This window comes from Mycolicibacterium vinylchloridicum (assembly GCF_013404075.1).
Taxonomy (GTDB): Bacteria; Actinomycetota; Actinomycetes; order Mycobacteriales; family Mycobacteriaceae; genus Mycobacterium; species Mycobacterium vinylchloridicum.
The window spans coordinates 121,777-148,013 of sequence record NZ_JACBJQ010000006.1 but is presented as its reverse complement, the minus strand read 5'-3'; the positions used below and the strand labels follow the sequence as shown (position 1 = coordinate 148,013).

Annotated in this window: 26 protein-coding genes and 1 pseudogene; 17 read left to right on the top strand and 10 right to left on the bottom strand. The window is 66.6% G+C overall.

Going from position 1 to position 26,237, the window contains the following annotated elements:
- Positions 1 to 2: 2 nt before the first annotated feature.
- Positions 3 to 677 carry a DUF1345 domain-containing protein gene (locus HPC46_RS07830; protein WP_005145241.1) on the top strand — a complete coding sequence of 225 codons (675 nt, stop codon included), beginning with the start codon at positions 3 to 5 and terminating at the stop codon, positions 675 to 677.
- On the opposite strand, the gene HPC46_RS07825 is transcribed toward HPC46_RS07830, so the two are convergent.
- Entirely contained in the window at positions 674 to 2,236 is a 1,563-nt protein-coding gene (locus HPC46_RS07825) for a glycoside hydrolase family 13 protein (protein WP_179468481.1), read from the bottom strand. The genes HPC46_RS07830 and HPC46_RS07825 overlap by 4 nt on opposite strands.
- 9 nt (positions 2,237 to 2,245) lie before the next feature.
- Positions 2,246 to 2,656, bottom strand: coding sequence for a globin (locus tag HPC46_RS07820; protein ID WP_179468572.1), 411 nt, complete (start codon positions 2,654 to 2,656; stop codon positions 2,246 to 2,248).
- Positions 2,657 to 2,786: 130 nt separating this feature from the next.
- Between HPC46_RS07820 and HPC46_RS07815 the strand changes: the two genes are divergently transcribed.
- Genes HPC46_RS07815 through HPC46_RS07805 form a run of 3 tightly spaced genes read left to right on the top strand, consistent with a single transcriptional unit; the run spans position 2,787 to position 4,141 of the window.
- Positions 2,787 to 3,419, top strand: a complete 633-nt coding sequence (locus HPC46_RS07815; protein WP_179468479.1) for an HNH endonuclease — start codon at positions 2,787 to 2,789, stop codon at positions 3,417 to 3,419.
- Between the two features lie 19 nt (positions 3,420 to 3,438).
- A complete protein-coding gene (gene ctaJ / locus HPC46_RS07810; RefSeq protein ID WP_179468477.1) occupies positions 3,439 to 3,678 on the top strand; it encodes an aa3-type cytochrome oxidase subunit CtaJ in 240 nt (79 codons plus the stop codon).
- Entirely contained in the window at positions 3,665 to 4,141 is a 477-nt protein-coding gene (locus HPC46_RS07805) for a DUF5130 domain-containing protein (RefSeq protein WP_179468475.1), read from the top strand. Before ctaJ ends, HPC46_RS07805 begins: the two co-directional genes overlap by 14 nt.
- 5 nt (positions 4,142 to 4,146) lie before the next feature.
- Here the strand turns inward: HPC46_RS07805 and HPC46_RS35490 are convergent.
- The 3 genes and pseudogenes from HPC46_RS35490 to HPC46_RS07790 all read right to left on the bottom strand — a co-directional run.
- Positions 4,147 to 4,473, bottom strand: a pseudogene (locus HPC46_RS35490) (HNH endonuclease); the annotation flags it as partial.
- A 23-nt stretch (positions 4,474 to 4,496) separates the two neighbouring features.
- Positions 4,497 to 7,067, bottom strand: coding sequence for an aminopeptidase N (pepN, locus tag HPC46_RS07795; protein WP_179468473.1), 2,571 nt, complete (start codon positions 7,065 to 7,067; stop codon positions 4,497 to 4,499).
- Positions 7,068 to 7,092: 25 nt separating this feature from the next.
- The gene (locus tag HPC46_RS07790) at positions 7,093 to 7,428 is read right to left on the bottom strand and encodes a DUF732 domain-containing protein (protein ID WP_252990732.1); all 336 of its coding nucleotides are present in this window, start codon (positions 7,426 to 7,428) and stop codon (positions 7,093 to 7,095) included.
- 199 nt (positions 7,429 to 7,627) lie between these two features.
- On the opposite strand from HPC46_RS07790, the gene HPC46_RS07785 reads away from it, so the two are divergent.
- Genes HPC46_RS07785 through HPC46_RS07760 form a run of 6 tightly spaced genes read left to right on the top strand, consistent with a single transcriptional unit; the run spans position 7,628 to position 12,392 of the window.
- On the top strand, positions 7,628 to 8,236 hold the full coding sequence (locus HPC46_RS07785) for a mycothiol-dependent nitroreductase Rv2466c family protein (RefSeq protein ID WP_218893836.1): 609 nt from the start codon (positions 7,628 to 7,630) through the stop codon (positions 8,234 to 8,236).
- Positions 8,237 to 8,285: 49 nt separating this feature from the next.
- Positions 8,286 to 9,695, top strand: coding sequence for a purine-cytosine permease family protein (locus tag HPC46_RS07780; protein ID WP_179468471.1), 1,410 nt, complete (start codon positions 8,286 to 8,288; stop codon positions 9,693 to 9,695).
- On the top strand, positions 9,692 to 10,141 hold the full coding sequence (locus HPC46_RS07775) for a nucleoside deaminase (protein ID WP_179468470.1): 450 nt from the start codon (positions 9,692 to 9,694) through the stop codon (positions 10,139 to 10,141). Before HPC46_RS07780 ends, HPC46_RS07775 begins: the two co-directional genes overlap by 4 nt.
- Positions 10,138 to 11,091 (top strand): isopenicillin N synthase family dioxygenase, encoded by a 954-nt coding sequence (locus HPC46_RS07770; RefSeq protein ID WP_179468469.1) that lies wholly within the window; start codon positions 10,138 to 10,140, stop codon positions 11,089 to 11,091. Before HPC46_RS07775 ends, HPC46_RS07770 begins: the two co-directional genes overlap by 4 nt.
- Before the next feature lie 26 nt (positions 11,092 to 11,117).
- Positions 11,118 to 11,597, top strand: coding sequence for a ribose-5-phosphate isomerase (locus tag HPC46_RS07765; protein ID WP_179468468.1), 480 nt, complete (start codon positions 11,118 to 11,120; stop codon positions 11,595 to 11,597).
- 3 nt (positions 11,598 to 11,600) lie between these two features.
- Positions 11,601 to 12,392, top strand: a complete 792-nt coding sequence (locus HPC46_RS07760) for an Fpg/Nei family DNA glycosylase (protein WP_179468467.1) — start codon at positions 11,601 to 11,603, stop codon at positions 12,390 to 12,392.
- Positions 12,393 to 12,555: 163 nt separating this feature from the next.
- On the opposite strand, the gene HPC46_RS07755 is transcribed toward HPC46_RS07760, so the two are convergent.
- Positions 12,556 to 13,221: a nitroreductase family protein gene (locus tag HPC46_RS07755; protein WP_179468466.1), complete on the bottom strand. Its 666-nt coding sequence runs from the start codon at positions 13,219 to 13,221 to the stop codon at positions 12,556 to 12,558.
- A gap of 170 nt (positions 13,222 to 13,391) precedes the next feature.
- Here HPC46_RS07755 and HPC46_RS07750 point away from each other — a divergent pair, with 170 nt between their 5' ends.
- The 3 genes from HPC46_RS07750 to HPC46_RS07740 all read left to right on the top strand — a co-directional run bounded on the left by HPC46_RS07750 (position 13,392) and on the right by HPC46_RS07740 (position 16,446).
- The gene (locus tag HPC46_RS07750) at positions 13,392 to 14,036 is read left to right on the top strand and encodes a TetR/AcrR family transcriptional regulator (RefSeq protein ID WP_179468464.1); all 645 of its coding nucleotides are present in this window, start codon (positions 13,392 to 13,394) and stop codon (positions 14,034 to 14,036) included.
- A 97-nt stretch (positions 14,037 to 14,133) separates the two neighbouring features.
- The gene (locus tag HPC46_RS07745; protein WP_179468462.1) at positions 14,134 to 14,526 is read left to right on the top strand and encodes a VOC family protein; all 393 of its coding nucleotides are present in this window, start codon (positions 14,134 to 14,136) and stop codon (positions 14,524 to 14,526) included.
- A 228-nt stretch (positions 14,527 to 14,754) separates the two neighbouring features.
- Positions 14,755 to 16,446, top strand: coding sequence for a cation:proton antiporter (locus HPC46_RS07740; RefSeq protein ID WP_179468460.1), 1,692 nt, complete (start codon positions 14,755 to 14,757; stop codon positions 16,444 to 16,446).
- A 34-nt stretch (positions 16,447 to 16,480) separates the two neighbouring features.
- Here HPC46_RS07740 and HPC46_RS07735 read toward each other — a convergent pair whose 3' ends face one another.
- Positions 16,481 to 17,290, bottom strand: coding sequence for a DUF1542 domain-containing protein (locus HPC46_RS07735; protein WP_179468458.1), 810 nt, complete (start codon positions 17,288 to 17,290; stop codon positions 16,481 to 16,483).
- A 54-nt stretch (positions 17,291 to 17,344) separates the two neighbouring features.
- The gene (locus HPC46_RS07730; protein ID WP_179468456.1) at positions 17,345 to 18,526 is read right to left on the bottom strand and encodes a serine hydrolase domain-containing protein; all 1,182 of its coding nucleotides are present in this window, start codon (positions 18,524 to 18,526) and stop codon (positions 17,345 to 17,347) included.
- Between the two features lie 232 nt (positions 18,527 to 18,758).
- On the opposite strand from HPC46_RS07730, the gene HPC46_RS07725 reads away from it, so the two are divergent.
- From HPC46_RS07725 to HPC46_RS07710, 4 genes are read left to right on the top strand one after another with little or no spacing between them, the layout of a single operon-like run.
- A complete protein-coding gene (locus HPC46_RS07725) occupies positions 18,759 to 20,387 on the top strand; it encodes a metallophosphoesterase (RefSeq protein WP_179468568.1) in 1,629 nt (542 codons plus the stop codon).
- A gap of 58 nt (positions 20,388 to 20,445) precedes the next feature.
- Positions 20,446 to 22,029: a S53 family peptidase gene (locus HPC46_RS07720; RefSeq protein ID WP_179468453.1), complete on the top strand. Its 1,584-nt coding sequence runs from the start codon at positions 20,446 to 20,448 to the stop codon at positions 22,027 to 22,029.
- A complete protein-coding gene (locus tag HPC46_RS07715; protein ID WP_179468451.1) occupies positions 22,026 to 23,210 on the top strand; it encodes a zinc ribbon domain-containing protein in 1,185 nt (394 codons plus the stop codon). Before HPC46_RS07720 ends, HPC46_RS07715 begins: the two co-directional genes overlap by 4 nt.
- Entirely contained in the window at positions 23,207 to 23,944 is a 738-nt protein-coding gene (locus HPC46_RS07710) for a hypothetical protein (protein ID WP_179468449.1), read from the top strand. The genes HPC46_RS07715 and HPC46_RS07710 overlap by 4 nt, the downstream gene beginning before the upstream one ends.
- 3 nt (positions 23,945 to 23,947) lie before the next feature.
- On the opposite strand, the gene HPC46_RS07705 is transcribed toward HPC46_RS07710, so the two are convergent.
- Entirely contained in the window at positions 23,948 to 24,778 is an 831-nt protein-coding gene (locus tag HPC46_RS07705; RefSeq protein ID WP_179468447.1) for a hypothetical protein, read from the bottom strand.
- Positions 24,779 to 24,816: 38 nt separating this feature from the next.
- The gene (locus tag HPC46_RS07700; protein WP_179468445.1) at positions 24,817 to 26,187 is read right to left on the bottom strand and encodes a flavin monoamine oxidase family protein; all 1,371 of its coding nucleotides are present in this window, start codon (positions 26,185 to 26,187) and stop codon (positions 24,817 to 24,819) included.
- Positions 26,188 to 26,237: the final 50 nt, after the last annotated feature.

Below are 26,237 nucleotides of genomic sequence, written 5' to 3'. Positions count from 1 at the left end.
CGATGTCTGAGACGCTGCATGGCAAGCTGCCGTTCTGGAGAAGCCCGGCCGCCCGAGTCGCCGTCGGTGTGACCCTCGGCGCCGTCGTAACGGCGGTACTGTGGCGCGACAACGGAGTGCTGTCCCTGCTGGGCGGGTGCACGGCGCTGGGAATGGTTTTCACGACGTGGACGTGGTTGGCGCTGTGGCGGTTCGATTCAGCCGAGACCCAAGGGCATGCCGAGCAGGAGCAGCCGTTACCGGTCGTGGTCGTCACCTTGGTGCTCGGCACCGCGGTCGCCAGCCTGGTCGGAGTGGGGGTTCTACTCGCCCGTAGCCAGGAAGTCGCCAAGGGTGTCCAAGACGATTCCGGTGCGGCCTGGATGGCCGTCGGCAGTGTGGTGCTGGCCTGGCTGACCATCCACACGTTGTTCGCCCTCATCTACGCCAAACACTATTTCGATCCCCGACAGCCCGGGGGCATCGATTTCAACAGTCCGGACGGCGACGAAGACCGGCCCTGTTACAAGGACTTCTTCTACGTCGCCTTCGCGGTGGGGATGAGCTTCGCGATATCTGACACCAATCTGACGTCAACGCGGATGCGGGCCACCGCCCTGGGTCATGGACTGCTGTCGTTCGTGTTCGGTGCGATCATCGTCGCTTCGGTGGTCAACGTGATCGCCGCGGGGATCTAACCGGGCACCAACCAGGCCGCCGAATCCGCCGCCAGCTCGCCACCGACCAACGGCGCGCTGGCCACGAGCAGTTCGCCTGCCGGAAGCGGCAACGCAACAGAACCGGTGTTCAGCACGCACAGCACGCCACCGGACAGGAACGCGCACGCGTCGTCGCGTAACTGCAGCCATTCCACGTCGTAATCGGTGAAGTGAAAATGGCTGCGCCGCAACCGCAGAATCGTGCCGAAGAACGCCAGCGTCGAATCCGGATCCGCCAGCTGGCGCTCGACGGTCAGCGACGCCCAGTCCGCGGGCATGGGCAGCCAGGTGCCGGGCTTCGACGAGAAGCCGAACGGCGGAGCGTCACCCGACCACGGCAGTGGAACCCGGCAGCCGTCGCGGCCGCGTTCGGTGTGCCCGGAGCGCTCCCAGACCGGGTCCTGCAGCACGTCGTCCGGTAGGTCGACATTGGGCAGGCCCAGTTCCTCGCCGTTGTAGAGGAACATCGCGCCCGGCAGCGCGAGCATCACCATCGCCATGGACCGGGCGCGGGCCAGCCCCCGAGGTCCGTCGCCGTACCGGGTGACCTCCCGCTCGACATCGTGATTGGACAGCGTCCAGGTCGGGCTGGCGTCGGCGAGGGAAGCCGCCGCAAGCGCGTTCTCGATCGCCTCGTGAATGTCGGCGGCGTCGAATTCGGCCCGGACCAACCGGAAGTTGAACCCCATGTGCAGTTCGTCGGGGCGCAGGTATTTGGCGAAGTCTTCGTTCTCGAAAACCCAGATCTCGCCGATCGTCACCGCATGCGGGTAATCGTCGAGCACCGAACGGATTCCGCGGTGGATCTCGTGCACACCGTCGTGGTTGAACCGGGGATCGTCGTCATCGAGGGTGAGCATCTCGATGTCGGGGTTGGTCATATCGGGCAGGCCGGGCGGCTTGGCCATCCCATGCGCGACATCGATGCGGAAGCCGTCCACCCCGCGGTCGAGCCAGAACCGCAGTGTCTTCTCCAGGTCCTCGAACGTTTCGGGGTTGTCCCAGTTGAGGTCCGGCTGTTCGGCGTCGAACAGATGCAGGTACCACTGGCCGTCGTCGACCCGGGTCCAGGCCGGCCCGCCGAACACCGATACCCAGTTGTTGGGCGGAGTGGAGCCGTCGGTGCCGACACCATCCCGGAAGATATAGCGTTCTCGCTCAATGCTTCCCGGCGGGGCGGCCAGGGCCGCCTGGAACCAGGCGTGCTGGGAGCTGGTGTGGTTGGGCACCAGATCCATCGTGACCCGGATGCCGCGGGCGTGCGCCTCGGCGATCAGCCGCTCGAGTGCGGCCAGACCACCGAACAGCGGATCGACATCGCGCGGGTCGGCCACGTCGTAGCCGTGATCGGCCATCGGCGACACCATGACCGGGTTGAGCCAGATCGCGTCGATACCGAGCCGGCTCAAGTGGTCGAGATGGTCGGTCACCCCGTCGAGGTCGCCGACACCGTCACCGTTGCTGTCGGCGAACGAGCGGGGATAGACCTGGTAGAAAATCGCATTCGCCCACCACGGGGCGGCAGCAGGCTGGGTCACGGGCGTCCTTTAGAAGGCGGAGTTGACCATCGATTGCGCGGCCATCTCGAGATAGGCCAGCAGTTCGCGGCGATGCTCGTCGTCGAGCGTCGCCGAGTCGATCGAGGCGACCGCGGTGTGCATACAGCGCAGCCAGGCGTCACGTTCGATGAAGCCGATCCGGAACGGGGCATGACGCATCCGCAGCCGGGGGTGGCCGCGCTGATCGGAATAGGTTCGCGGACCGCCCCAGTACTGCTCGAGGAACATGCGTAGCCGGTCCTCGGCGTCGTCGAGTTCGTCCGGCGGGTAGAGCGGAAGCAGCACTTCATCCTCTCGAACCAGCTCGTAGAAGCGGGACACGATCTTGCGGAACGTCTCTGCTCCGCCCACCGCGTCGTAGAACGTGTGCCCATCCCCGTCGGCCTGAGTTTCCGTCACCCCACCATTGTGTACGTCGGCGTCGGGCGCGACCCACGTCACCCGATGTTCACGGATTTGACCTGCGAACACCGAACAAATAGTCGTGCGATTGCGGCGGATCCGTGGTGGACTGGTTGCCGGAGGACGTATGTCGCAGCGCAAACGGAACCGCGGCCACCGTGCCGCGGCGGGCCCAGTCGGGTCTCTGCCGAGTTCAAGCCTGCACTCAGACCCTCACATACCCGGCCCGGCCGACGGATCAGTGTGGGGACGTCGCCGGGTGCTGTTACTGAATTCGACCTACGAACCGCTGACGGCGCTCCCCATGCGCCGGGCGGTGATCATGCTGCTGTGCGGTAAGGCCGACGTGGTTCACGACGACCCCGCCGGCCCGGTCATCCACTCCGCCACCCGGGCAATCGTGGTCCCGTCGGTGATCCGGCTGCGCAGCTTCGTTCGGGTGCCCTACCGGGCGCGGATCCCGATGACCAGGGCCGCGCTGATGCATCGCGACCGGTTCCGATGCGCGTACTGCGGCTCCAAGGCCGACACCGTCGACCACGTCATACCGCGCAGCCGCGGCGGTGAGCACTCGTGGGAAAACTGCGTCGCCGCGTGCGCAGGGTGCAACCACCGCAAGGCTGACAAGCTGCTGAGCGAGCTCGGCTGGACGCTGCGACTGGTGCCGACGCCGCCGAAGGGGCAGCACTGGCGGCTGTTGTGCACCATCAAGGAACTCGACCCGGCCTGGGTGCGCTACCTGGGTGAGGGTGCGGCGTGAGACTGCTACGGTTTGCCTCGTGAATGCTGCCGTCATCCACGGTCTATTCGTGGGCATCCCGTTTGGGCTCGCAGCTGTGCTGGCCTTGCTGTTCATCCCCGGCAAGAGCAAGCACGCTAAGACCTACAACATGTCCGATCCTTGGACGCACGCGCCGATCCTCTGGGCGGCCGTCGACGAGGTAGTTCCCGGCGGTGGCCATCACGGCCACAGCGCCGGCGATGTGAACGTGGGAGGTGGAGCAAGTGGCAAGTGGTGACCACGGGACGGTCGCGACCGTCGATCCGGCCAACCTGCCGTACGGCTATGCGCTGACCTCCAGCGGCCGGGTTTCGGGTGTCACCGAGCCGGGTGAGCTGTCAGTGCACTACCCGTTCCCGATCAGCCAGCTGGTCGAACTCGACGATGCGCTGAAGTACGGCAGCCGGCAGTCCAAGGCCCGCTTCGCGGTGTACATCGGCGATCTGGGCAGCGACACCGCAGCCCGGGCGCGCGAGATCCTGGCCGACGTGCCGACACCGAACAACGCGGTGCTGCTGGCCGTGTCGCCCGACCAGAAGGCGATCGAGGTCGTCTACGGCGCGGATGTGCGCAGCCGTGGTGCGGAGTCGGCGGCCCCGCTGGGGGTGTCAGCGGCCGCGTCGGCCTTCAAAGAGGGCAACCTCATCGACGGGCTGGTCAGCGCGGTGCGGGTGATGTCGGCCGGCATCTCCAGGCCGTAGTTCTGGCTTTTGATCGCGACGTAGCGCTCCAGGAAGGCGCGTTCGTCGAGGCGTTTGCGGCGCATCCAGCCGGTGACTTCGTCATTGCACTTGCTGGCGTTGCACGCCGCGCACGCGGGCACGACGTTGTCGATGGTGTACCTGCCGCCCCGGGAGATCGCCATGACGCAGTCCCGTTGCAGCGGCTTGCCCTTGACGCCGCAATAGGCGCAGCCGTTCCAGGCGTCTTTGAGCGCCGTCCACTGTTCCTCGGTCAGGTCGTTGACGACGGCCCTGACGCGCCTGATCCGCCTGCGCGCTGCGCGGGCTCGCCTGGTGTTCTTGGCCGCCATCGCCTGATGATGGCAGCGCGAGGTCAGCCGGCGTCGAAGGCGCGCGCTTTCAGTGCGCGTTCGGTACCGGCCCGGCCTTCGAGGACCAGCCTGCGCAGCGCCGACGGCAGTTCCCCGGACAGGAAAGTGTCCGCGGCGGCCAACGCCTCTTCGCTGATGTCCCAGGACGGGTACAGGCCGATCACCACCGTCTGCGCGACCTCGCTGGACCGACGCTCCCATACTCCGGGGATCGCGGCGAAGTAGCGCTCGGTGAACGGCTGCAGCAGGGCGCTCTGCCCGGGCTGGACGAACCCGCCGATGATCGAGCGCGCGGTGATGTTGGCCAGGGTGTCGTCCTCGATCACCTGTTGCCACGCGGCTTCTTTGACCGCGAGCTGGGGGCGAGCCGCCGCGGCGGCGGCGGCGTGACGGCGACCGGCAGCCGTCGGATCGTTCTGCGCCTCGGCGTCGAGGAACGGTGTCTCGGGTCCGTCACCGTCGAGGTCACCGGAGGCGGCCAGCGCGGTGACGATCCGCCAGCGCAGATCGGTGTCGATGACCAGGCCCGGGAGGTTCACCTCGGCGGGCTCGTTGTCCAGCAGCGTCGCCAGCACCGCGACGTGGTGTAGCTGCAGCACCGACGTGCACAGCGCGTTGATGAACGCCAGCTGGTGATCCGAACCCGGGGACGACTCACGCGCCAGATCGAGCAGCCGGTCGGCGAACGCGGGCCAGCCGTTGGCGCACGCCCACGCCGGGTCGGCGTAGGAGTTCAGCGCGGTCTGCGCCTGCAGAAGCAGCCGCTGCGCCACACCGACCTCGGTCTCGGCCTGGACCCCGCTCATCACCAGCGCGACGAAGTCGCGGGCGGGCAGCTCGGCATCGCGGGTCATCTCCCACGCCGCCGACCACACCAGCGTGCGCGGGAGCGGCTCCTCGATATCGGCGATCCGGCTCAGGGCCGTTTGTAGTGAGTCCGGGTCCAACCGCAGCGAGCAGTAGGTCAGGTCGTCATCGTTGACCAGGATCAGCTTTCCACGCGAAACTCCTTGCAGCGCAGGCACTTCAGTCGAAGCTCCGGCTACGTCCAGTTCCTCGCGATGAACCCGCACCAACTTGCCCGTCGTCGGGTCGTCGTCGTAGATACCGACCGCGAGCCGGTGCACCCGGGTCTCGCCGGCCCCAGGTGCGGCGCCGCCCTGCGCGATCGCGAAGCGGGTGAATTTGCCGTCGGCGTCGACGTCGAAGTCGGCGCGCAGCGTGTTCAACCCGGTGGTCTTGAGCCACTGCCGACCCCAGTCGCTCAGGTCGCGGCCCGACGCCTTCTCCAACGCACCCAGCAGGTCGTCGAATGTCGCGTTGTCGAAGGCGTGTGCGGCGAAGTAGTCACGCAGGCCGGCCAGGAAGTGCTCCAGCCCGACGTAGGCGACGAGCTGCTTGAGCACGCTGGCGCCCTTGGCGTAGGTGATGCCGTCGAAGTTCACCTCGACGGCGTGCAGGTCGGGGATGTCCGCGGCCACCGGGTGGGTCGACGGCAGCTGGTCCTGGCGGTAGGCCCACGACTTCTCCACGTTGGCGAACGTGGTCCATGCCTGGTCGTACTCGGTGGCCTCGGCTTGGCACAGCACCGAGGCGAACGTGGCGAACGACTCGTTGAGCCACAGGTCGTCCCACCACGTCATCGTCACCAGGTCGCCGAACCACATGTGCGCCATCTCGTGCAGCACGGTCTCGGCCCGGCGCTCGTAGCTGTACCGGGTGACCTTGGACCGGAAGACGTAGTCCTCCAGGAACGTCACCGCGCCGGCGTTTTCCATTGCGCCGGCGTTGAATTCGGGCACGAACAGCTGGTCGTACTTGCCGAACGCATACGGCACACCGAAGTTCTGGTGATAAAAGCCGAAGCCCTGCTTGGTCTCGGTGAACAGCCGCTCGGCGTCCATGTACTCGGCCAGCGACGAGCGGCAGAACAGGCCCAGCGGGATCTCGCCGTGCTCGTCGGTGTAGACGTCGTCCCAGCGCGCGTACGGTCCGGCGATCAGTGCCACCAGGTAGGTGCTCATCTTCGGGGTGGTGGCGAAGGTGTGCACTGTGCCTTTTTCGGCCGTGTCCCGTCCACTGGTCGCGCCGTTGGAGATCACCTGCCAGTGCGACGGCGCGGTCACGGTCACGTCGAACGTGGCCTTGAGGTCGGGCTGGTCGAAGCACGCGAACATCCGCTTGGCGTCGGCGGTTTCGAATTGCGAGTACAGATAGACCTCGCTGTCGACCGGGTCGACGAAGCGGTGCAGGCCCTCGCCGGTGTTGGAGTAGCGGCAGTCGGCGTCGACCACCAGAACGTTGGTTTTGGCCAGCCCCTGCAGCGCAATGCCGGTGGACTCGTCATACCCGGACACGTCGATGTCGACGCCGTTGAGAACCGCGCTGTGCACGGTCTCGGCGGCCAGGTCGATGACGGTGTCGGCGCCGGGGAGCGCCTCGAATTCGACGGTCGTGGTGGACCGGAACGTCGTCTCGCCGGTCGTGAGGTCGAGAACGATCCGATAGTTGTCGACGGTGACCAGAGCAGCGCGCTCGATGGCCTCGTCACGGGTGAGGTTGGGAAGTGCCACATCAATAACCTAGCGGCACGCCCAGCTACATGTGCGGGGCCTGGATCCAGTCGAAGAAGGTTCCGTTGGTGACCGACTTCATCATCGCCGGGCAGTAGAGCTTCACCGCCATGCCGGCGAAGAAGGCCGCCATCTGGGGCGGGACGCCACCGCCCTGCACCTTGGCCACAGCCATCCCGAACGACTTGCCCGGCCCGACCAACTGCGGGCAGACCGACTTCGCCAGCTGCGTGGCGGCGTCGGCGTTGTCGTAGTGGATGCCGGCCTGGTTGAGGGCGGCGATAAAGGCGTCGTCGACAGGGTCGGCATGGGCCGGAGCTGCCATTGCGGTTGCGCCTGCGACGAACGCGGCGGCGGTCACTACTCGGATCACACCAATCACTCATGGAACACTGGTGCACAGCGGTCACAAATGCACCACGGTTGGGTCAAGAATTGCCACCTATGCATTTCCCGTGCCGCCATGCCCAGCTTTGTGTAGTTGGCACCGGCAAGCGGGAACAGTGATCTCACGACGTGAGTTGAGTTGAAGGTCTGCGTCCATCGCTGGGAGGAGCCCCATGTCCGAGAAGTCTGTCGCCGGTTTCTGGTTCGACCCGCTGTGCCCCTGGTGTTGGATCACCTCGCGTTGGATCCTCGAGGTCGAGAAGGTGCGCGATATCGACGTCGACTTCCGGGTGATGAGCCTGGCCGTCCTCAACGAGGGCCGCGACCTTCCCGAGGAGTACCTCGAGATGATGAAGAAGGCCTGGGGCCCGGTCCGGGTCGCCGTCGCCGCTGAGCAGGCGCATGGCCGCGAGGTACTCTCGCCGCTCTACACCGCGATGGGCACCCGCATCCACGACCAGGGCAACAATGACTTCGACGTCGTCATCAAGGAGTCGCTGGCCGAGGTGGGGCTGCCCGCCGGACTCGCCGAGGCGGCCACCACTGACAAGTACGACGACGCCCTGCGCAAGAGTCACCACGAAGGCATGGATGCCGTCGGCGAGGACGTCGGGACCCCGACCATCCACATCAACGGCGTGGCCTTCTTCGGCCCGGTGCTCTCCCGCATCCCACGCGGCGAGGAAGCCGGCAAGTTGTGGGACGCATCAGTGATTTTCGCGTCGTACCCGCACTTCTGGGAGCTCAAGCGAACCCGGACCGAAGCGCCGCAGTTCGATTAGATTTTCTCCTCCGGTTGCGCGCCGGCTCTGTTGGTACAACCTTTAGTCCATGACATTGGCCGACCCGGCAGAGCCGAGCGTGCAGACCGACGGCACCTACCGCGACAAGCTGGTGGCCGTCGAACCCGGTGGCAACGAATTCATCTCCCACGAGGACCGGCACGGGCAGCCGCGTCAGCTGTTCTGGACGTGGACGTCGCCCAACCTCGAGTTCGCGACGATCTTCGTCGGCGTGCTCGCGGTGGCCGTCTACGGAATGACGTTCTGGCAGGCCGTCGCCGGCATCGTCATCGGCACCGGCCTGGGCGCGATCGCACACTACTTCCTGTCCGCGCGCGGCCCGCTGCACGGTGTGCCGCAAATGGTGCTGGGCCGAATGGCATTCGGGTTCAAGGGCAATGCGGTGCCGGCGGTCCTCATGTCGGTGACGGCCGGTGTCGGGTGGTTCGCCACCAACAGCGTCAGCGGCGCCTACGCGTTGGCCACCCTGTTCCACATCGCGCCGTGGGTGGGCTTGGTCATCATCGTGCTCGTCCAGACCGGGTTCGCGTTCTTCGGCCACAACCTGGTCCAGGCGTTCGAGCGCTGGGCCTTCCCGGTGCTGGCGGTGATCTTCGCCGTTGCCTCCGTGGTGATCCTGACCAAATCGCACTTCGACGCACCCGCCCTTGACGGTGGTGTCGGCGGCCTTGGCGGTTTCCTGCTGACCGTGGGCACCGCCTTCGGCTATGCGGCGGGCTGGACTCCGTATGCCGCCGACTACACCCGCTACCTGCCGGCCACCGTATCGACCACGCGCACCGGGCTGTTCGCCTCGTTGGGGTTGTTCCTGTCGTGCGTTGTTCTCGAGGTGGTCGGCGCCGCATCGGTGACCATCGGCCCGGCGTTGTCCGACAACCCCACCGAGGCGTTCACCAGCGAGTTGGCCTCGCCGCTGGCCAAGGCCACGCTGCTCGCCATCGCGGTCGGGGCCATAGCAGCCAACGCGATCAATATCTATTCGGGGGCAATGGCTTTCGTCACCATCGGTGTCAAGCTTCCGCACCACATCGCGCGCGCCCTGGTCACCGTGTTCTTCGGTGTCGCGGGATTCTTGATCGCCCTCTGGGCCCTGCCCGACGCGGCCGCCAGCTACGAGGCCTTCCTGCTGATCATCGCCTACTGGATCGGGCCGTGGCTCGGTGTGGTGTTCGCCGATCAATACCTGCGGCAGGGCCAATCGATCGCCGGGTTCCTCTACGACCGCAGCTACACCAACTGGCCCGGATTCGCGTCCTTCGCGATCGGTCTGGTGGCGTCGGTGCTGCTGTTCTCCAACCAGGTCAAGTTCGTCGGCTACATCGCCAGGGAGGTGCCGCAGCTCGGCGACGTCACGTTCTTCGTGGGCTTCCTGATCGCGGGCGCGAGTTATCTTGTGCTGTGCCGATCGAAGATCGCCGCCGAGCGCGCCAAGGTATGACGCCTCTCGAGATGCTCGACGTTGCCTACGCTGAGGCTCGAAAAGGCTTATCGGAAGGCGGGATTCCGATCGGTGCCGCTCTGTTCAGCACCGACGGCGTGCTGTTGGGCAGCGGGCACAACCGCCGTGTCCAGCAGGGTGACCCGTCACTGCACGCCGAGACCGACGCCTTCCGGGCTGCGGGCCGTCAGCGGGACTACCGCTCGACGATCATGGTGACCACGCTCTCGCCCTGCTGGTACTGCAGTGGGCTGGTGCGGCAGTTCAACATCGGCGCGGTACTGATCGGGGAGAGCCGAACCTTCGTCGGTGGCCACGACTGGCTGGCCGAATTCGGCGTCGACGTCACCTTGCTGGACGACGAGCGCTGCGTGGCGATGATGACAGAATTCATCGCCGAGAATCCCGAACTGTGGAACGAGGACATCGGAGTGGCCGAGACGTGATCGCCTCCGTCGATATTTCCCGCTGGTATGCCGGGGGAGCCCAAGCCGACGCCGTCGCAGCCGAGCTCGACGGAGGGTTGCAGCAAGCGGGCTTCATCCTCGTCACCGGACACCGCATCGCGCCCGAGCTGGCTGCCGGGGTGCGGGCCGCGTCGCGCGAGTTCTTCAACTTGCCTGATGACGTCAAGCGGCGGTACTCGGTGCCGGTCGGCGGCCACGGCTGGATCGCGCCCGGTGCGGAGGCGAACGCCTACGCGGAGGGCACCGAGACACCGCCCGACCTGAAGGAGAGCTACAGCCTGGGTGCCGAGACTGCCGTCGGCGATCCCGAGGTCGACCGGGTCTGGTTCGCGCCCAACGTCTGGCCGGACGAGGTGGCCGAGATGCAGGCGCTGGTGCACGAATACACCGAGGCCATGCACCGGCTGGCCGACGACCTGCTGGCGCTGATGGCCCATGCGCTCGGGCTGCCCGACAACCCGTTCGCCACCCTGGCCGACCGGCCGACCTGGACGATGAACATCAACCACTATCCGCCGGTCAGCGTCGTCGGGGAGCCTGAACCCGGACAGTTCCGGATCGGGCCGCACACCGACTTCGGCACCGTGACCATTCTGGATCGCGAGCCCGGAGCCGGTGGGCTGCAAGTCTTTTCCGAAGCCGGCGGCTGGGAAGACGCACCGTACGATCCCGCGGCGCTGACCATCAACATCGGCGACCTCCTCGAGTACTGGAGCGGACGGCGCTGGCCGTCCGGGCGGCACCGGGTGTTGCCGCCGCAGCCGCACGCTCCGGAGGAGGATCTGGTCTCGCTGATCTACTTCTACGAGGCCAATCACGATGCGCTGATCACGCCGCTGGCACCGCCGATCGGGCGGGTGGCCGGGCTGGCGCCGGTGACGTCGTCGGCGTTCATCAAGGAACGGCTGGACGCCATCACGGTGGGCTGAGGCGACGCCGAAGTAGAGTATCGGCCATGCGTGTCTACCTCGGCTCAGACCATGCCGGATACGAACTCAAGCAGGCCATCATCGAGCACCTGAAATCCGGTGGTCACGAGCCGATCGATTGCGGCGCGTACACCTATGACGCCGAGGACGACTACCCGGCGTTCTGCATCTCCGCGGCGACCAAGACGCTGGCCGACCCCGACAGCCTGGGCATCGTGATCGGCGGATCGGGCAACGGCGAGCAGATCGCCGCCAACAAGGTGCCCGGTATCCGCTGTGCGCTGGCCTGGAGTGTCGAGACCGCGTCGCTGGCGCGCGAGCACAACAACGCTCAAGTTGTCAGCATCGGCGGCCGGATGCATCCGGTCGAGGACGCGCTGAAGTTCGTCGACGCCTTCCTGTCCACCCCGTGGTCGAAAGCCGAACGCCACCAACGGCGTATCGACATCCTCGACGAGTACGAGCGCACCCACGTGCCGCCACCGGTGCCCGGCGCCCCCGCCTGACCCGTGCCGGAAGGCCACACCCTTCACCGGCTCGCCCGGCTGCATCAGCGTCGCTTCGCCGGCGCCCCGGCGGCCGTGTCGAGCCCGCAGGGCCGGTTCACCGACGCCGCGATCCTCAACGGGCGGGTGTTCACCCGCGCGTCGGTGTGGGGCAAGCACCTGTTCCACCACTACGACGGCGGCCCGATCGTGCACATCCACCTGGGGTTGTACGGCACCTTCACCGAGGCGCCGGTGCCGATGCCGCTGCCCGTCGGCCAGGTGCGGATGCGGGTCGTCGGCGCCGAATTCGGCACTGACCTGCGTGGCCCGACGGCCTGTGAAGTGGTCGACGAGGCGCAGGTGTCCGCGATTGTGGCCCGGCTCGGACCTGACCCGCTGCGACGGGATGCTGACCCCTCGCTGCCCTGGGCGCGAATCTCCAAGTCCCGCAAGCCTATCGGCGCGTTACTGATGGATCAGAGCGTGATTGCCGGCGTGGGTAATGTCTACCGCAGCGAATTGTTGTTTCGCCACCACATCGACCCGTACCGGCTGGGCCGCGACGTCGGTGCCGATGAGTTCGCCGAAGCCTGGACCGACCTGGTCGCGTTGATGAAGGTCGGTGTGCGGCGGGGCAAGATCGTGGTGGTGGCACCCGAGCACGATCACGGAGCGCCGTCCTACGCACCGAACCGGCCGCGGACCTACGTCTACCGGCGCGCCGGGGAGGCCTGCCGGGTGTGCGGCACCCCGGTACGGACCGCCGAGATGGAGGGCCGCAACGTCTTCTGGTGTCCCACCTGTCAGGTGTAGTCGCGCCCCAGAATCGGTCAACGCACGTCGCTCATTTGGGTCAAGGCTGGCCTCAGGTCAGCTGCGGCTGAGACATGCGGCAGCTATCGGCATAACTGGTCGCCCGGTAGGAGCGAAGACTCCTAACTTGCTCACCGCCTTCGTGGTCGTAAGTGGCTCACGCTCACCACTTGTTCCAGTGCATGAAGTCGCCGCGAGCGGCGCGGGGGGCGGCGCGGAAGTTGGTGCCGATGGTATAGGCCAGCGGGCTGAGCGCGGCTTGGACCACGGTGTCGAAGGGCAGATCGAGCACAGCGGCCATCTCGCGTTCGTAGCTGAGATGACAGGTGGTCCAAGCAGTTCCGAGTCCGCGTTCGCGGGCAGCCAGCATGAAGCTCCAAAATGCGGGGATGACCGATCCCCAGTTGCCAGCCTGTCCTCGAATGGAATTCAATACCGTACGGTCCTCGACGCGCAGGCACGGGATGACCAAGACGGGCACGTCGTGCAGATGGGCGTCGAGATGGCGCAGGCTGGCAGCGATGCCGGCCCACTGATCCGAGTCGAACGGCATCCGGGTTGTCGAACCGCCGTCGAACTCGGCGCGCAGCCCGCGACGCCAGACCTCGCTGACCGCGCGCCGGGTAACCGGGTCGTCGACGAAGATCAAATCCCACTGCTGGCGATTGCGACCGCTGGGTGCCTGCCGAGCGATCTCGACGCACTCCGCGATCAACGCCCGCGGGACAGGGCGCTGCAGGTCGAGTCGTTTGCGCACGGCCCGGGTGGTGGTCAGCACCTCGTCGGCCGACAGACCCACTCGAGGCAGCGACGGATCGGGCGCCGTCATGACGACGTCGCTCGCGAGCAGACGTTTCGTAACCGAGCCATCAAGTTTCTCCGCTCAGTTCAACAACTGATCGATCGTGTGTTGACTCTCGCAACGGTCGGGAGCATCTACGTCCGTACCGCGCACGTACATGTTTGACCGTTCGTTCCAACATCACTAACGTAGCAGGCATGGCAGGAGTGCGACAGTTCGACACCGACCGGGCGGTTGAGAAGGCAATGAACCTGTTCTGGGAGCAGGGCTACGAAGCGACCTCGATGCAAGACCTGACCGAGGCGCTCGGCGTGGGCCGTGGGTCGCTGTATGCCGCGTTCGGCAGCAAGGACGGCGTGTATCGGGCTGCGCTGGCGCACTACCTCGACTCCATGGCCTCGGCCATGCTCCAGACCCTCGATGAGGGCGGCGACGTGCGCACCACCATCCGCAACGCTCTACTGGGGCGGCTCGTGGTGGCCGCCGAGGACTCGGTGCGGCGCGGGTGCATGCTTGTCAACGCCGCCTGTGAACGCCTGCCAGGCGATGCGCAGACTCGTCAGACCGCGCTCGAGGTGACCTCCGCGAATCGGGATGCCTTGGAGCGGGCCTTGGCCGAAGCGGTTGCGCGCGGCGAGATCACCCCGGCGTTCGACCCCCGCAGCCTGGCGGTATTCCTGGTGGCCTGCCTGACCGGCCTGCTGGTGTCATCCAAGATCGACTCCGACCTGGCGTCCCTGACTCGGTCAGTGGACATCGCTATCAGCACACTGGACGGACGGCCACCCGTCAACACGCCCAACTCACCTCACCCACCTGGCACGACAGGAATACCTGTCTGATGTCTAGCACCCAGACGATCCCGCCGGACCGCGCGCCAATGTCCAGCAACCGCAGGTCAAAAGCTCACCTAGCTATCCAGATCCAGGAAGTGCACCCGTGAAGATCTTGAAGACCTACGCCCGGATGTTCGTCGCTGACCTAGACGAATCGCTGCCCCTCTACGAACGCCTCGTCGGGCAGCCCGCCGACATGCGGGTCCAGTTCGAGGAGGCCGAATTAGCCGCGGTTGGTGATTTCCTGCTCGTCGCGGGAACCGCCGAGGCTACCGACCGCTACCGCGACACCATCGGGCCCGTCATCGTCGACGACATCGATGACACCGAGAAAGTCCTCGCCGACGCCGGCGGGCACACGGACCGCTTTCCCGCACCAACCGGCGAAGGAAGTTACATCCGCCATCCCGACGGCGTCGTCGTCGAGTACCTCCAGTGGAACACCGAGATGATGAACCGCGTCTTCGGGAATCCGCCGGCCCGCAACGCGACCTGAGGCAAGCGTCCGGCCATAGCCGCGTGTGGCCCGGTGGCCCGGTTCAAGCGGTCGGAGACCGTTGTCGTCATCGCGGTAGCGAACTCTTCACCCCACCGGTGGCGTGGCAGACAAGATGTCGATTTCAATAAGAAGATCGGGTGCCGTCCGTCACTGGGGCCGCCTTGCCCACGGGCCCGCTTGCCACCACACCACGCGAAGTCATCGCACGGACGGGACAATCTTCGGGTGGAACTGATTCTCGTCGTCGTCGGCGCGATAGTGGTCACCGCGATTGCGCATCAGCGGGGTCTGGAACCCGCGCTGATCATCGTCGTTGTCGGAATCGCGGCATCATTTCTGCCCGGATTCGAAGCGCCCGAGCTGGATTCGCACATCCTGCTGACCGTTGTGTTGCCGCCGCTGCTGTACTCGGCGGCGTTGGATTTCTCGTTCCCAACGTTCGTCCGCAACATCAAACCGATCCTCGGCCTCGGAGTGGCTCTGGTGCTCGTGACAGCCTTCGCCGTCGCGGCGGTCTCGGCCTGGCTGGTGGTGGTGCCGTTGACCTTCGCCACGGCTCTGGTGCTGGGCGCCATCGTGGCACCTCCCGACGCTGTCACCGCCGTCGCGGTGGGTCGCAAGCTCGGCCTGCCCAAACGAGTGATGGCCATCCTGACCGGGGAAAGCCTGATCAACGACGCGGCCGCCCTGGCGCTGTTCTTGGTCGCCGTGGCTCAGGTGGCAGGGACCCACACGTTCATCGAGAACCCGGTGCTGCTGTTCGGTTACAGCGCGATGGTCGGTCCCGCTGTCGGTGCCGCGCTGGGCTATGTGACGTTGTGGATCCGCAAGCGGCTGAACAATCCCGGTCTGGAAACCATCCAGGGCCTGGTGGTGCCCTTCGCCGCGTTCATCGCCGCCGAGGAACTGCACGCCTCAGGGGTGCTGGCCGTGGTGGTCGCGGGGTTCGTGGTCGGCAGTGGAACGCTGGGCGCCGGCTACCAGACCCGGCTGCAGGAACGGTATGTCTGGCACGCGCTGGATGTACTGCTGGAGGCGTTCGTGTTCGCCTACATCGGGTTGCATCTGCGATTCGTGCTCGAAGATCTCCGTGAGCAGCACGAGTCGCTGGCCGAGGTGGCGATCGCGTCGGCGATCGTGCTGTTCATCGTGCTGGCGATCCGGCCGCTGTCGGTGTTCTTGATGTTCGGCCGTGGTGTCCTGCTGCGCCACGTCGACCGCACGCTGTCGGTGCCCGTCCCGGCCGGCGGCGGACGCGGCGCGCTGGGCACCAAGAAGCGGGACAAGCCAGATGGTAAGTGGCGCTCCATGATCGACCACCGGTCACTGAGTTGGCGCGAGAGCGTGGTGGTGTCGTGGACGGGTATGCGCGGGGTGGTGACGCTGGCGGCCGCGGCCGGTATTCCGTTGACGATGGCCAACGGTGAGCCGTTTCCCGAGCGGGCCACTATCCAGGCGATCGCGTTCTCGGTCGCGGTCGGGACACTACTGCTGCAGGGATGGACGCTGCCGCCGTTGATCCGCCGCCTGGAACTGTCGGGGCAGCAGGACGATCAGAGCTACGAGCGCGATGAGACGCGCAAGGCCGAGCGGGTGGTTCACGACGCCGCCGACGAGGTCCTCGCCGATTTTCGGGCCAACCCACCCGAAGGGCTCGATCCCAGGGTGCTGGCCGAAATCCGCAACACCATCGCCCGGCATTCGCAGGATGCCGACGAGATGCCCGACCCGGAGGCGCATACCCGACGCGCCGAGGTGTTCTCCGGGCTCTATCGCGATGTGCTGGCCGCCCAGCGGGCCGCGCTGATCAGTGAACGCGATGCCGGAAACATCGACGACGACGCGGTGCGGGCGATGCTGGAGCGCCTCGACCTGCAGGAGGCCGGCGTGACCTCGCGGCTGGAGAGCAGACTCTAATTCCCGGGTCGCTTCGCTCCAGCCCGCCGGATTTCTAGAAGTCGCCGAACCCGCCGCCGAAATCGCCACCGCCGAAATCGCCGCCGCCCCAGCCGCCGCTGTCACCAAGACCGCCGCCGTCGCCCCAACCGGTGTCCTGGCCAGCGTCCAGACCCTGGTCGTAGCCCTGGTCGAAACCTTGGTCGAACCCTGAGCCGTAGCCGTTCTCGAAGCCCGAGGCACCGTAGTCGACGCCGCCCATGCCGGAGAACAACGCGTCGAACAGCAGCACCGAGCCCACACCCCAGGCGCCGGCGACCAGCGCCGTCTTCCACCACGGCTCGGAGTACCAGCCGGCCGGCACCGGACGCCCGGCGACCTGGCCGCCGGGGAAGTAGTTCGGGGTGCGTTGGCTGGGGACGGGGGAGGCCTCGATCTCGCGGCCCTCGAACGCAACCTTGCGGTCCTCGGTGACCGCACCGGCCGACTTCTGGCCGGCCATCGTCTCCAGTTCCGGTCCGGGGTCCATGCCCATCGCGGTGCGCGCGGCGCGTACGTAATACAGCCCCTCGATCGCACTTTCCTTGGCCAGCATGGCCTGCTTGGCGGTGGTGGCCTGGTCGATCTGTGACGAGGCGGCGGTGAACCGCTCCGAGGCATCGGCCAGTGCCTGGGTCGACGCCTCGTTGTTGCCGGTGAGGTTGAGCACCTGCCCGCCCAGGCGTTCGATCACCCGGCGCGCGTCGGCCTTCGCGTCGGCCAGAGAGGCTGCATTGCGGTTGCCCGAGGCCCGCGACGAGCTCCACACCGCCAGCACGATCGCAATGACGACGACCAGGATGAGCACGACCAGCACACCGTTCATGGCGTCCACACTACCGATCGGGTGACACCGCCCCGGAGAACGAGAATTTGCTTGTCAGAGCACACCGAGAGCGCGGTAGACCGCGTCACTCAACGCCGTGCTGCGGGGGTCGGCGTTGCACTTGGTGGCGTCGAAATAGTTCATCACGTACGCGTAGCCGATGCGGTGTTCGAGGTCGACAAAGCCGTACGAGCCGCCGGATCCGCCGTGGCCGAAGCTGCGCAGGTTCGGGCCCGCGACCCCGCGTTGGTTGAGCATGTAGCCCAGACCCCACCCGTGGTCGGCGACCCGGGCGCCGAGTACGACATCGGCGTCGAACCCGCCCTGCGAGACGCGCACGGATTCCAGATGATCGCGGCTGAGTAGCTTCTCCTGCGCCAGTCCGTTGTAGAAGGTCGCCATTCCCAGCGCCGAGACGTGGCCGTTGGTGCCCGGGAACTCACTGGTGCGCCAGCGCGTGAGTTCGTTGGAGCCGAGCTCGTCGTCGGGAACGAAGCCCATCGCCACCGACAGACCTGCCATCGGATGCTCGTCGAGGGAGGTCGGGTGGCCCGGCGCCTGACCGTGGGCCAGGACGTCGCGGATGTGCGGCTTGTTGACCATCTCCGCGCAGCGATGGTGTTCGGCGGCAGGCAGGCCGATGTGGACGTCGATACCCATCGGCTCGGCGATCTCGGTCCGCAGGTAGTGGCCGATGGTGCGCCCGGTGACGCGCCGGACCACCTCGCCGAGGATGAAGCCGAACGTCACCATGTGATAGCCCTGCGCGGTCCCGGGCGGCCACCACGGCTCGGAAGCGGCCAGGTCAGCACACACCCGATCCCAGTCGGTGGTGTCAGTCCAATGCATGCGGGTGCGCGGGCCGATCACCCCCGAGCGGTGGCCGAGCACCGAGGCGACGGTGATGTCGTCTTTCCCGTTCTGGGCGAACTCTGGCCAGTACTGCGCGACAGAGGCGTGCAGGTCGATCTCGCCCCGGTCGGCCAGCAGGTGCACGCAGGTGCTGGTCAGGCCTTTGGTTCCGGAGAAGATGCTGGCCAGCGTGTCCTGCCGCCACTGCCGGCGGCGGCGGGCATCGGCGTAGCCGCCCCAAAGGTTGACCACCAGATCGCCGTCGACCCACACCGCGACCGCGGCGCCGACTTCGTCACCGTCGGTGAAGTTCTTCCCGAAGGCGTCGCGAACCGCGCCAAAACCCGCGGCGCAGGTGCCGCCGATGGGTATGTGGTCGCTCAACGCGCCTCCTGGCCGCCGGGAATTCAGCTCAAAATCTACGGAGGTGACGGTAGCCAGCAAAGTTGTGAGGACGATTGGAGCGCAATTGCAACCAGGTCGTAATTAGCGCTGACGCACCGAAAATCTGTTCACGCGGAGTTTCCTGCCGATTCCCCGCTTTCGCAGGTCGGTGCGTCACGATCGGAGTGTGGAGATTCCCGATACGGGCATTCCGCCGGCGCTGGCAGGTCGGATGACGATGGCCGAGCAGTACGAATGGCATCAGACCTACCTGCGCCGCCACCGGGTGTCGAGGCGCACCTTCCTGCGCGGGTCGGCGGCAGCCACGGCGGTGGCCGGCCTGGGCGTCACACCGTTCGGGCACCGGGCGTACGCCCAAGACGCGCCCTTGGCGGTGGCCGGCCGGCGGGTCGGATACGGCGCGGACGCCTCGAGCCAGCTACGGCTGGCCGCCCAGCTGTCGCGCAATCCGGGTGCAACCAAGGTCTTCGTCGACCACGGCCCGACGCCCGGCCTCGGGGCGACAGTCGAGGCCGAGGTCCGCAACCTGGTGACCCAGATCCCGGACAGCAGCGGGGGAGTGCTCGCGGCCGAACAGTTCTACGTCCACGCTCCAGTGGACGGACTGCCCGGGCGAACCCCGCACTTCTACCGCTGGCGCACCGAGGACGGCTTCGTCAGCGACGTGCTGTCGGCGACCACCGCGATGCCCAGCGCCCGAGATGCCCTGGGCTGGTTCCGGTTCACCATGATGGGCGATCAAGGCACCAACGAAACGCCGTCGTTCCCACCGGGTCTCGCGCCCGGTGAGTACGACGACAACTCCTACAAACGGGACAACGACCCGACGGCCCCGCATGCTGCCAACGTGCTGAACCAGATCATCGCCTCGCGCCCCGACTTTCACGTGCTGGCCGGTGACATTGCCTATGCCGATCCCACCGGCGAAGGCAGGCCGCCGCAGTTCGTCCGAAAAGGCGATCCGCCCAAGGGTTTCGACAAGTTCAATCCCTACGTCTGGGACGTGTACCTGGGCTCCATCGAACCGAGCGCGTCGACGACGCCGTGGATGTTCGCCACCGGCAACCATGACATGGAAGCCGCCTACCCGGTGCACGGTTACGGCGGGCATCTGAAGCGCCTGGACTTCCCGGGCAACGGACCGACGGGATGCCCGTCGGTCTACTCGTTCACCTACGGCAATGTCGCGGTGCTCTCCCTGGATGCCAACGACGTCACTTACGAGATCCCCGCGAACCAAGGTTACTCGCACGGTGCCCAAAATACCTGGGTGGAAAGGACATTGGCGACGCATCGGGCAAACCCCGACATCGACTTCATCGTCGCGTTCTTCCACCACTGCGCGTACTCGACCGTCTCCGACCACGCCAGCGACGGCGGCGTGCGGGCGGCCTGGGGATCGCTGTTCGACCGCTACCAGGTCGACCTGGTGCTGCAGGGTCACAACCATGCCTTCGAGCGGACCGATCCGATCCGGGCCGGGGCGCCCACCCGCGCCGCGGAGGACAACGCGATCGTCTACCCGGAAGCCGACGGGACCGTCTACTACACGGTGGGATCCGGCGGGCGGCGTCGCTACAGTTTCCAACCCGGCGAGCAGGAGAGCTACCGCGGTCATGAGTTGCCCGACACCTTCGTGGGAAACAGCTATGTCTGGACGGCTGACGGCCACAAGCAAACCGAGGGTGTCGGGTGGTCGCGGGTCCGGTTCCGCAACTACGCCTTCATTCGGGTCGACGTGCGGCCGGGAAATCTGATGAGCGAGATGGACGTCACGGCCGTCGACGAATACGGCAGGGAGTTCGACAAGGTGACTTACCGCCGTCAGGTCCGCGCTTAGCGTCTTCGGCGCAGGTCCATGCAAACCGCACGTCAGTGCACTATGGTTCGGTTCACCCATGACTCGAACGGTGTTGGCCCTGTTATCGGTGGGCGTGCTCGCGCTTGCCGGGTGCGGTGCGCGGTCGTACCCTGATTCCACTGCGGCGCAATCGATTACGGGGCCATACGCGCAACTGCTGGAGGCCTCGGTCAACCTCGGTGATTCCCGCGCACGGGCTGTGCAGCTCACCGCCGAACTCCGTGGCAATCAGGCCCCGGATCGTCTGCAGCGGTGGGCTTCGGCCAACGGTCTGTCGGTGCACTGGCAGCCGGGCGCCGGATGGGCAGTGCTGCAGGGCCCGCCGGCCAGAGTTGCCGCGGCTCTGCGGGTATCGGTGTACGACTACCGCAACCCGTCCGGCGAACAGTTCTACGCTTCACCCGAACAGCCGGCGGTGCCTGCAGCGCTGAGTGATTCGGTGTCGGGGCTGGGCCGTATCCTCAGCTACACCCCGTACTACTCCAGCAGCCCGTCGATCCGGCCGCTGCCGACCGATGTGCCCGACCACAGCCTGCCGCCGGATGCGCTACGCACCATCTACAACGTGCGGCCGCTGGCCGACGCCGGATACACGGGCAAGGACACCACGATCGTGGTGTTCGCGTTCGACGGTTTCGACCAGCCCGACCTCGACATGTATGCCCAGACCTACGGGCTGCCCAAGTTCACCCCCGATGTCGTCGGCGGCATGCCCGAGCAGCGCAACAACGAGGCGTCGATGGACCTGCAAGTCGCGCACGCGGTGGCACCCGATGCGCACAAGGTCCTGGTGAACGCCCGTCCGACGGTGGAGGGTGGCGGCACCTACGTCAAGATCGCCGAAATGATGCAGGAGGTCGACCGGCGGTTCCCCGGTGCGGTGTGGAGCCTGTCGATCGGGTGGGGGTGTGACCGGATGATCACCGCCGCCGACCTCGCCCCGGTCCGCGAAGCGGTGGCCGACGCGGTATCCCGCGGCACCACCGTGTTCAACGCCAGCGGTGACCTCGCCGGCCTGGAATGCAAACGCGGCCATGACTGGTCGGCGCCACCAGGTCCGTCCGACGTCGGACTCGATGCGGTCGCCTCGCTGCCCGAGGTGACGACGGTCGGGGGCACATCGCTGTCCACCGACGAGCACTATCAGTGGCTCGCCGAGCACGGGTGGAGCGACGGGCCACTGACCCAGGGGAGCGGTGGCGGAATCTCCAATCTGTTCGAACGGCCGCCGTGGCAGAGTGCGGCGCCCAACACCGCATTGCGCCGCCTGACCCCCGATGTCTCGGCCATCGCCGACACCGCCACCGGCGCCGTGATCGTCCTGCGTCAGAAACTGGTCGTCGGCGGCGGCACATCGCAGGCGGCGCCGCTGTGGGCCGGTATCGCGGCGGTGATGAATCAGTTCCTGATCGACAGCGGAGGACGGGCGCTGGGAGAGTTCAATCCGACGCTGTACCGCATCGCGGCCGGGGCCACCCGCCCGGCGTTCCACGACATCGTCCTGGGCACCAATGCCGTCGCCGTGGCAGGACCCGGGTATGACATGGTGACCGGGCTGGGCACCCCCAATGTCGACAACCTGGCTCGTGACGTCCTCGACGTGCAGCGGGGGGTGGCATGACCGCGCCGCTGGAGACCATGCCGTGCCGGCTGTGCGGACACGACGTACCGGCAGGCAGATTCTGCGGGCGGTGCGGCGCACGGCTGGTGCACGAACGCGGCAGCGGCCCGGACTGGCTGCGGGGCAACGCCTTTGTGGCCGCACCGGCCGAGAACGTGCTGCAACCCGCACTGGTCAGCTCGTTGTTCCCGCACCTGCCCCGGCGGTCGCACGCCACCTTCCGGGTCGGACTGCTGCTGGTCGGGGCGGCTCTGATCACGTTCTGCGTACTGCACTGGTACGTGCCGATGGTGGCGGTGGCGACCTTCGCCCCGCTGCTGCTGTTCGTGATCTACCTGACCGAGACCGGTGTGATCGCCGACTTCTCCTGGCGGGTTTGGGCTTTGACCGTCGTGCTGGGTATCGCAACCGGGGTGGGCTGGGCACTGCTGACCGCCGCGATCGTCGCCGAGTCCTACAGCCTGGGGCTGGGCACCGAGGTGCCCACCGCCACGTTGGTGCGTGACGCACTGGTGCTCCCGTTCGGTGGGCTGCTGGCCATGCAGGTGCCGACCGTGCTGGTCCGGCTGACCCGACCGCCGACCCGGGAATCGTTGTACGGATTCGTCATTGGCGTGCTCGGCGCCACGGTGTTCGCGGTGACGGTGACGATGGTGCGGCTGGTTCAGGAGATCGACGCCGGCATCACCCTCAGCGATCAGTCCGTGACCGATCTGCTGATGGAGGCCGGGGTTCGGGGTTTGACGCTGCCGTTGACCGCGGCGGCGGTGAGCGGTCTGGTCGGGATCGGGCTGTGGTATCACCGGCGGCCGGGATCGTCCCGTATCCGGCACCTGGCGGCGGGCGCGCTGATTCTCGTGGTTGCCGCTGCTGCCTACGCCAACGTCGGGCTGGTCGAGGTGCTCCAGATCGCCTCGGATATCCAGTTTTTGGTGCACGTGGCGCTCGCATTCGCGGCTGTGGTGGCGTTGCGGGTCGGTATGCAGGTCGCAGTGCTGCACGAGCCCCAGGACACGCTGCATCCCGAGCTGCCGATTCTGTGCCCGGGATGCGGACACGTCGTTCCCGATGTGGCGTTCTGCCCAGCATGTGGTGTCGCCGCCCATGCCGCGTCGCGCAACTCGCGAGAGGCCCGCCGCCGGGATCGGCCGCAACCGGGAACCGAGTTGGTGCAGCGATGAGCGCGCCGGCCGTGTCGCGCGAACTGGCACCCGGCTACTCGGTGTTGTCGGGGTCGTATACGGCGACGCCGGTGCGGTATACGCCGCTGCGGCGGCTGCTGTTGCTCTTGACGGCCGGACTCGTTGTGGTTGCCGGTGCGATGACGGCCGCCTCGTTGCTGACCGCTGCTCCGCCCGTTCGGTTCGCCTGCCCGCCGGACTGCGGCAAGCCGCCGACCGGCATTCCGGTACAAGCCAATCCGCGTTTCTCGCCGGCCGACGGCTCCTGGTCGGTGGCGTATCCGGGCGAAGGGTCCGCCTACACCATCACCAAGGAGTCTGACGGCGTCAACGCGGTGTTCACTGGGGGCGATGGCGGCGCGATGGAACTGTTCGGAGTTCCCGCCAACGGCCGCACAGCAGAGCAGGTCGTCGACGACCTGCTGCACGAGAAGCAGCCCGATGCGACGGTGGCCTACGTGTTGCCGAACGCGACAGTCGGCTATCAGCTCGGCTACGGCGCCGTGCTGGACGTGTATCCGCAGGGCACCAGCGGGGTGGCGCGACGCACCCGCATCGTGGTGATGGCCGCGGTGAAGAACGACTTGACGTTGATCGGGGCCGCGATCGGCCCGTATCACCCGTTCCGGCCCGGCGACGGACCCAGCCTGCCGTCCGGAGCCAACCTGCAGCTCGCCATGGATTTGGGCAAGTACGTCAACAGCTTTCAGTGGAAGGGCGATCCACCGCGGTAGCTGTCAACCCCGAGCGCTTCTTGCGGTTCCCCTTTTGGGAGCTTTCGCGGATGTCGACTGATTCGGTTTCGGTGCAACAGATTTCCGGTTGTTCCGCAGTGCTGCCTGGTGCGCGGCTGCCGCAGCTGGCGGGATGGCCGCACCGTTGATGTTGATGCCGAACGGCGCCTGCTTGACGGTGGCACCGGTTTGGCCGAGGGAGCCCGCGACAGCGAGGAAGCCGGGTCCAGCAGTCACCTGATTACCCTCGCCCAAGACGTTGAAGGCCCAACTCAGAGCACCGCCTGCGACCTGAATATCGGTACTCCCGAAAAGATTCGTGGCGTTGTTCAGTAAGCCGGTCACCTCGACGAAGACGACGTTGCCGCCCATGTTGACGGCAAGATTGCCGAATCCTGACGCGGAAACCTCGTTGGTCAGCTCACTGACGTGGCTGCCGAGGTTGATGGCGACATTGCCGAACTGAAGCGCGCCCGGTCCGATTCCAACATTGCTGCCGCCCCTGTTGCCTGCGCTGACGGCGGCCCCCAGAAAGCCATTGACCTGAGCGAGCGCGCGAGTGCCCATGGCTGAGGCGAGCGTGAAGACACTGCCCGGCGTTGCGGTCGCGTAACTCAAATCGCCCAACGCGATTGCAGCGCCCAATACACCGTCTGCGCGGGCGATGGCATTGGAACCGATCGCGATCGCGATGCTGCCGAACCCGCTACTGCAGTCACCTGTGTTGCCGAGGCCAAAAAACGATGCGCACGTGGCGTTTGCCGCGGGTGCCGTACCTATTGCCGAGGTGGCGCTCACGCCCGAGGCCACTGCCACGGCCAGCAGCGCACCCACGGTCCGTGACTTCAAACCTGTTGTATAACAGCTCATTTTCATGCTCCTGAAACTGTCGCGGGTTGGTATTGCATGACTTCCTTGGCCGCGCGTTCACCGGAACGGACAGCACCGTCGACCCAGCCGTGCATGACTCCGGATGTTTCGGTGCCTGCCCAGTGGATACGGCCGCAGGGCTCGGTGATCGCGGGTCCGAACTCGGTGAGTACGCCGGGCGGGCAATGGCTCAGCATGCCTCCGCCGGAATACCTTTCGACGGTCCAGTCCTGGTCGAGGTAGGCGATCGGGCTGGCCGCCTTCTGGCCGAATCGCTCGACTAGAGCCGCCAGGACTTCTTGCTTGCGCTCCTCGGGGTCCATCTTGGAATACCGGCGGCCCTCCGGGCCTTCGGTGATCACGCACATCACCCCGGGGCGGGGCGCGTCGGTGGACGCGTCGATGGTGAGATTCGCGAGCGAACCCGGCGCAAACGTCTGGCCGGTCAAACCGTCCTGGCGCCAGAACGGCTCGTCGTAGACGATGTTGATCTTCACGACGGCGCCGCTGGGCATGCGCTGATGCAGGAAGGACCGGTCCACCGGGAGCATCGGTTCGTACAGGATCTGGCTGGCGATGGCGATCGGCACGGCCACGATCACCCGTTGTGCCCGCACGGTCGTGCCGTCGGCCTCGACGGTGACGCCTTCGTCGCTCTGGACGATGCGCCGCACGGGCTGGTTGAGCTGAAGCGAGTCGCCGAGTTCGGCAGCCATCTTGCCCGACACCGCACCCATACCGCCGACGACGCGGGAGTCCTGAGACCCGTCTTTGATCCCGAGCACGAAGGACGGGCCACCGCCGGAGGCCAACTGGCGCAGAACGAACAGCATCGACACCTCAGAGGCAGCCGACGTGTACAGTCCCGCAATTGCCGCTTCCAGCAACGTGTGTGCCGGTTTGGACAGCGTGTGCTTGTCCAGCCACTCCGCGTAGGAGATGCGGTCCAGCTTGTCGGCGTTCTTGGCTTCCCAGGGCGCCTCGACGGGAAAGTTCTTGCACAGCCGCGTCAAGTCCAGGAAGACCGCACCCATGTTGAGTGCTGCCCACGGGCTCATCGTCAGCGGGATCGTGCCCTCGTAGCGGAACTGCTTGCCGTCGACGACCATCATCGCTTCACCGTCGATGTACTGCTTGTAGCTGCCGACGCCGAACTCTTTCATGAGTCCGTAGATGGCATCCTGACCTGGTCCGATCCAGGCTCCGCCGCGGTCGATCCAAATGCCCTCGGGGCCTTCGACGGTGAAGGTGCGCCCGCCGACACGGTCGCGGGCTTCCAGAAGGGCCACCGATCGCCCCGCTTGTTTGAGTCGCAGTGCAGCAGTCAGCCCGGCAAAGCCTGCGCCGACCACACAGATCTCTACATCAGCCATGGCTTATGGTGCGCTTGGCCGTGCGCATACTGTGGGCGTTTCGGCAAAGT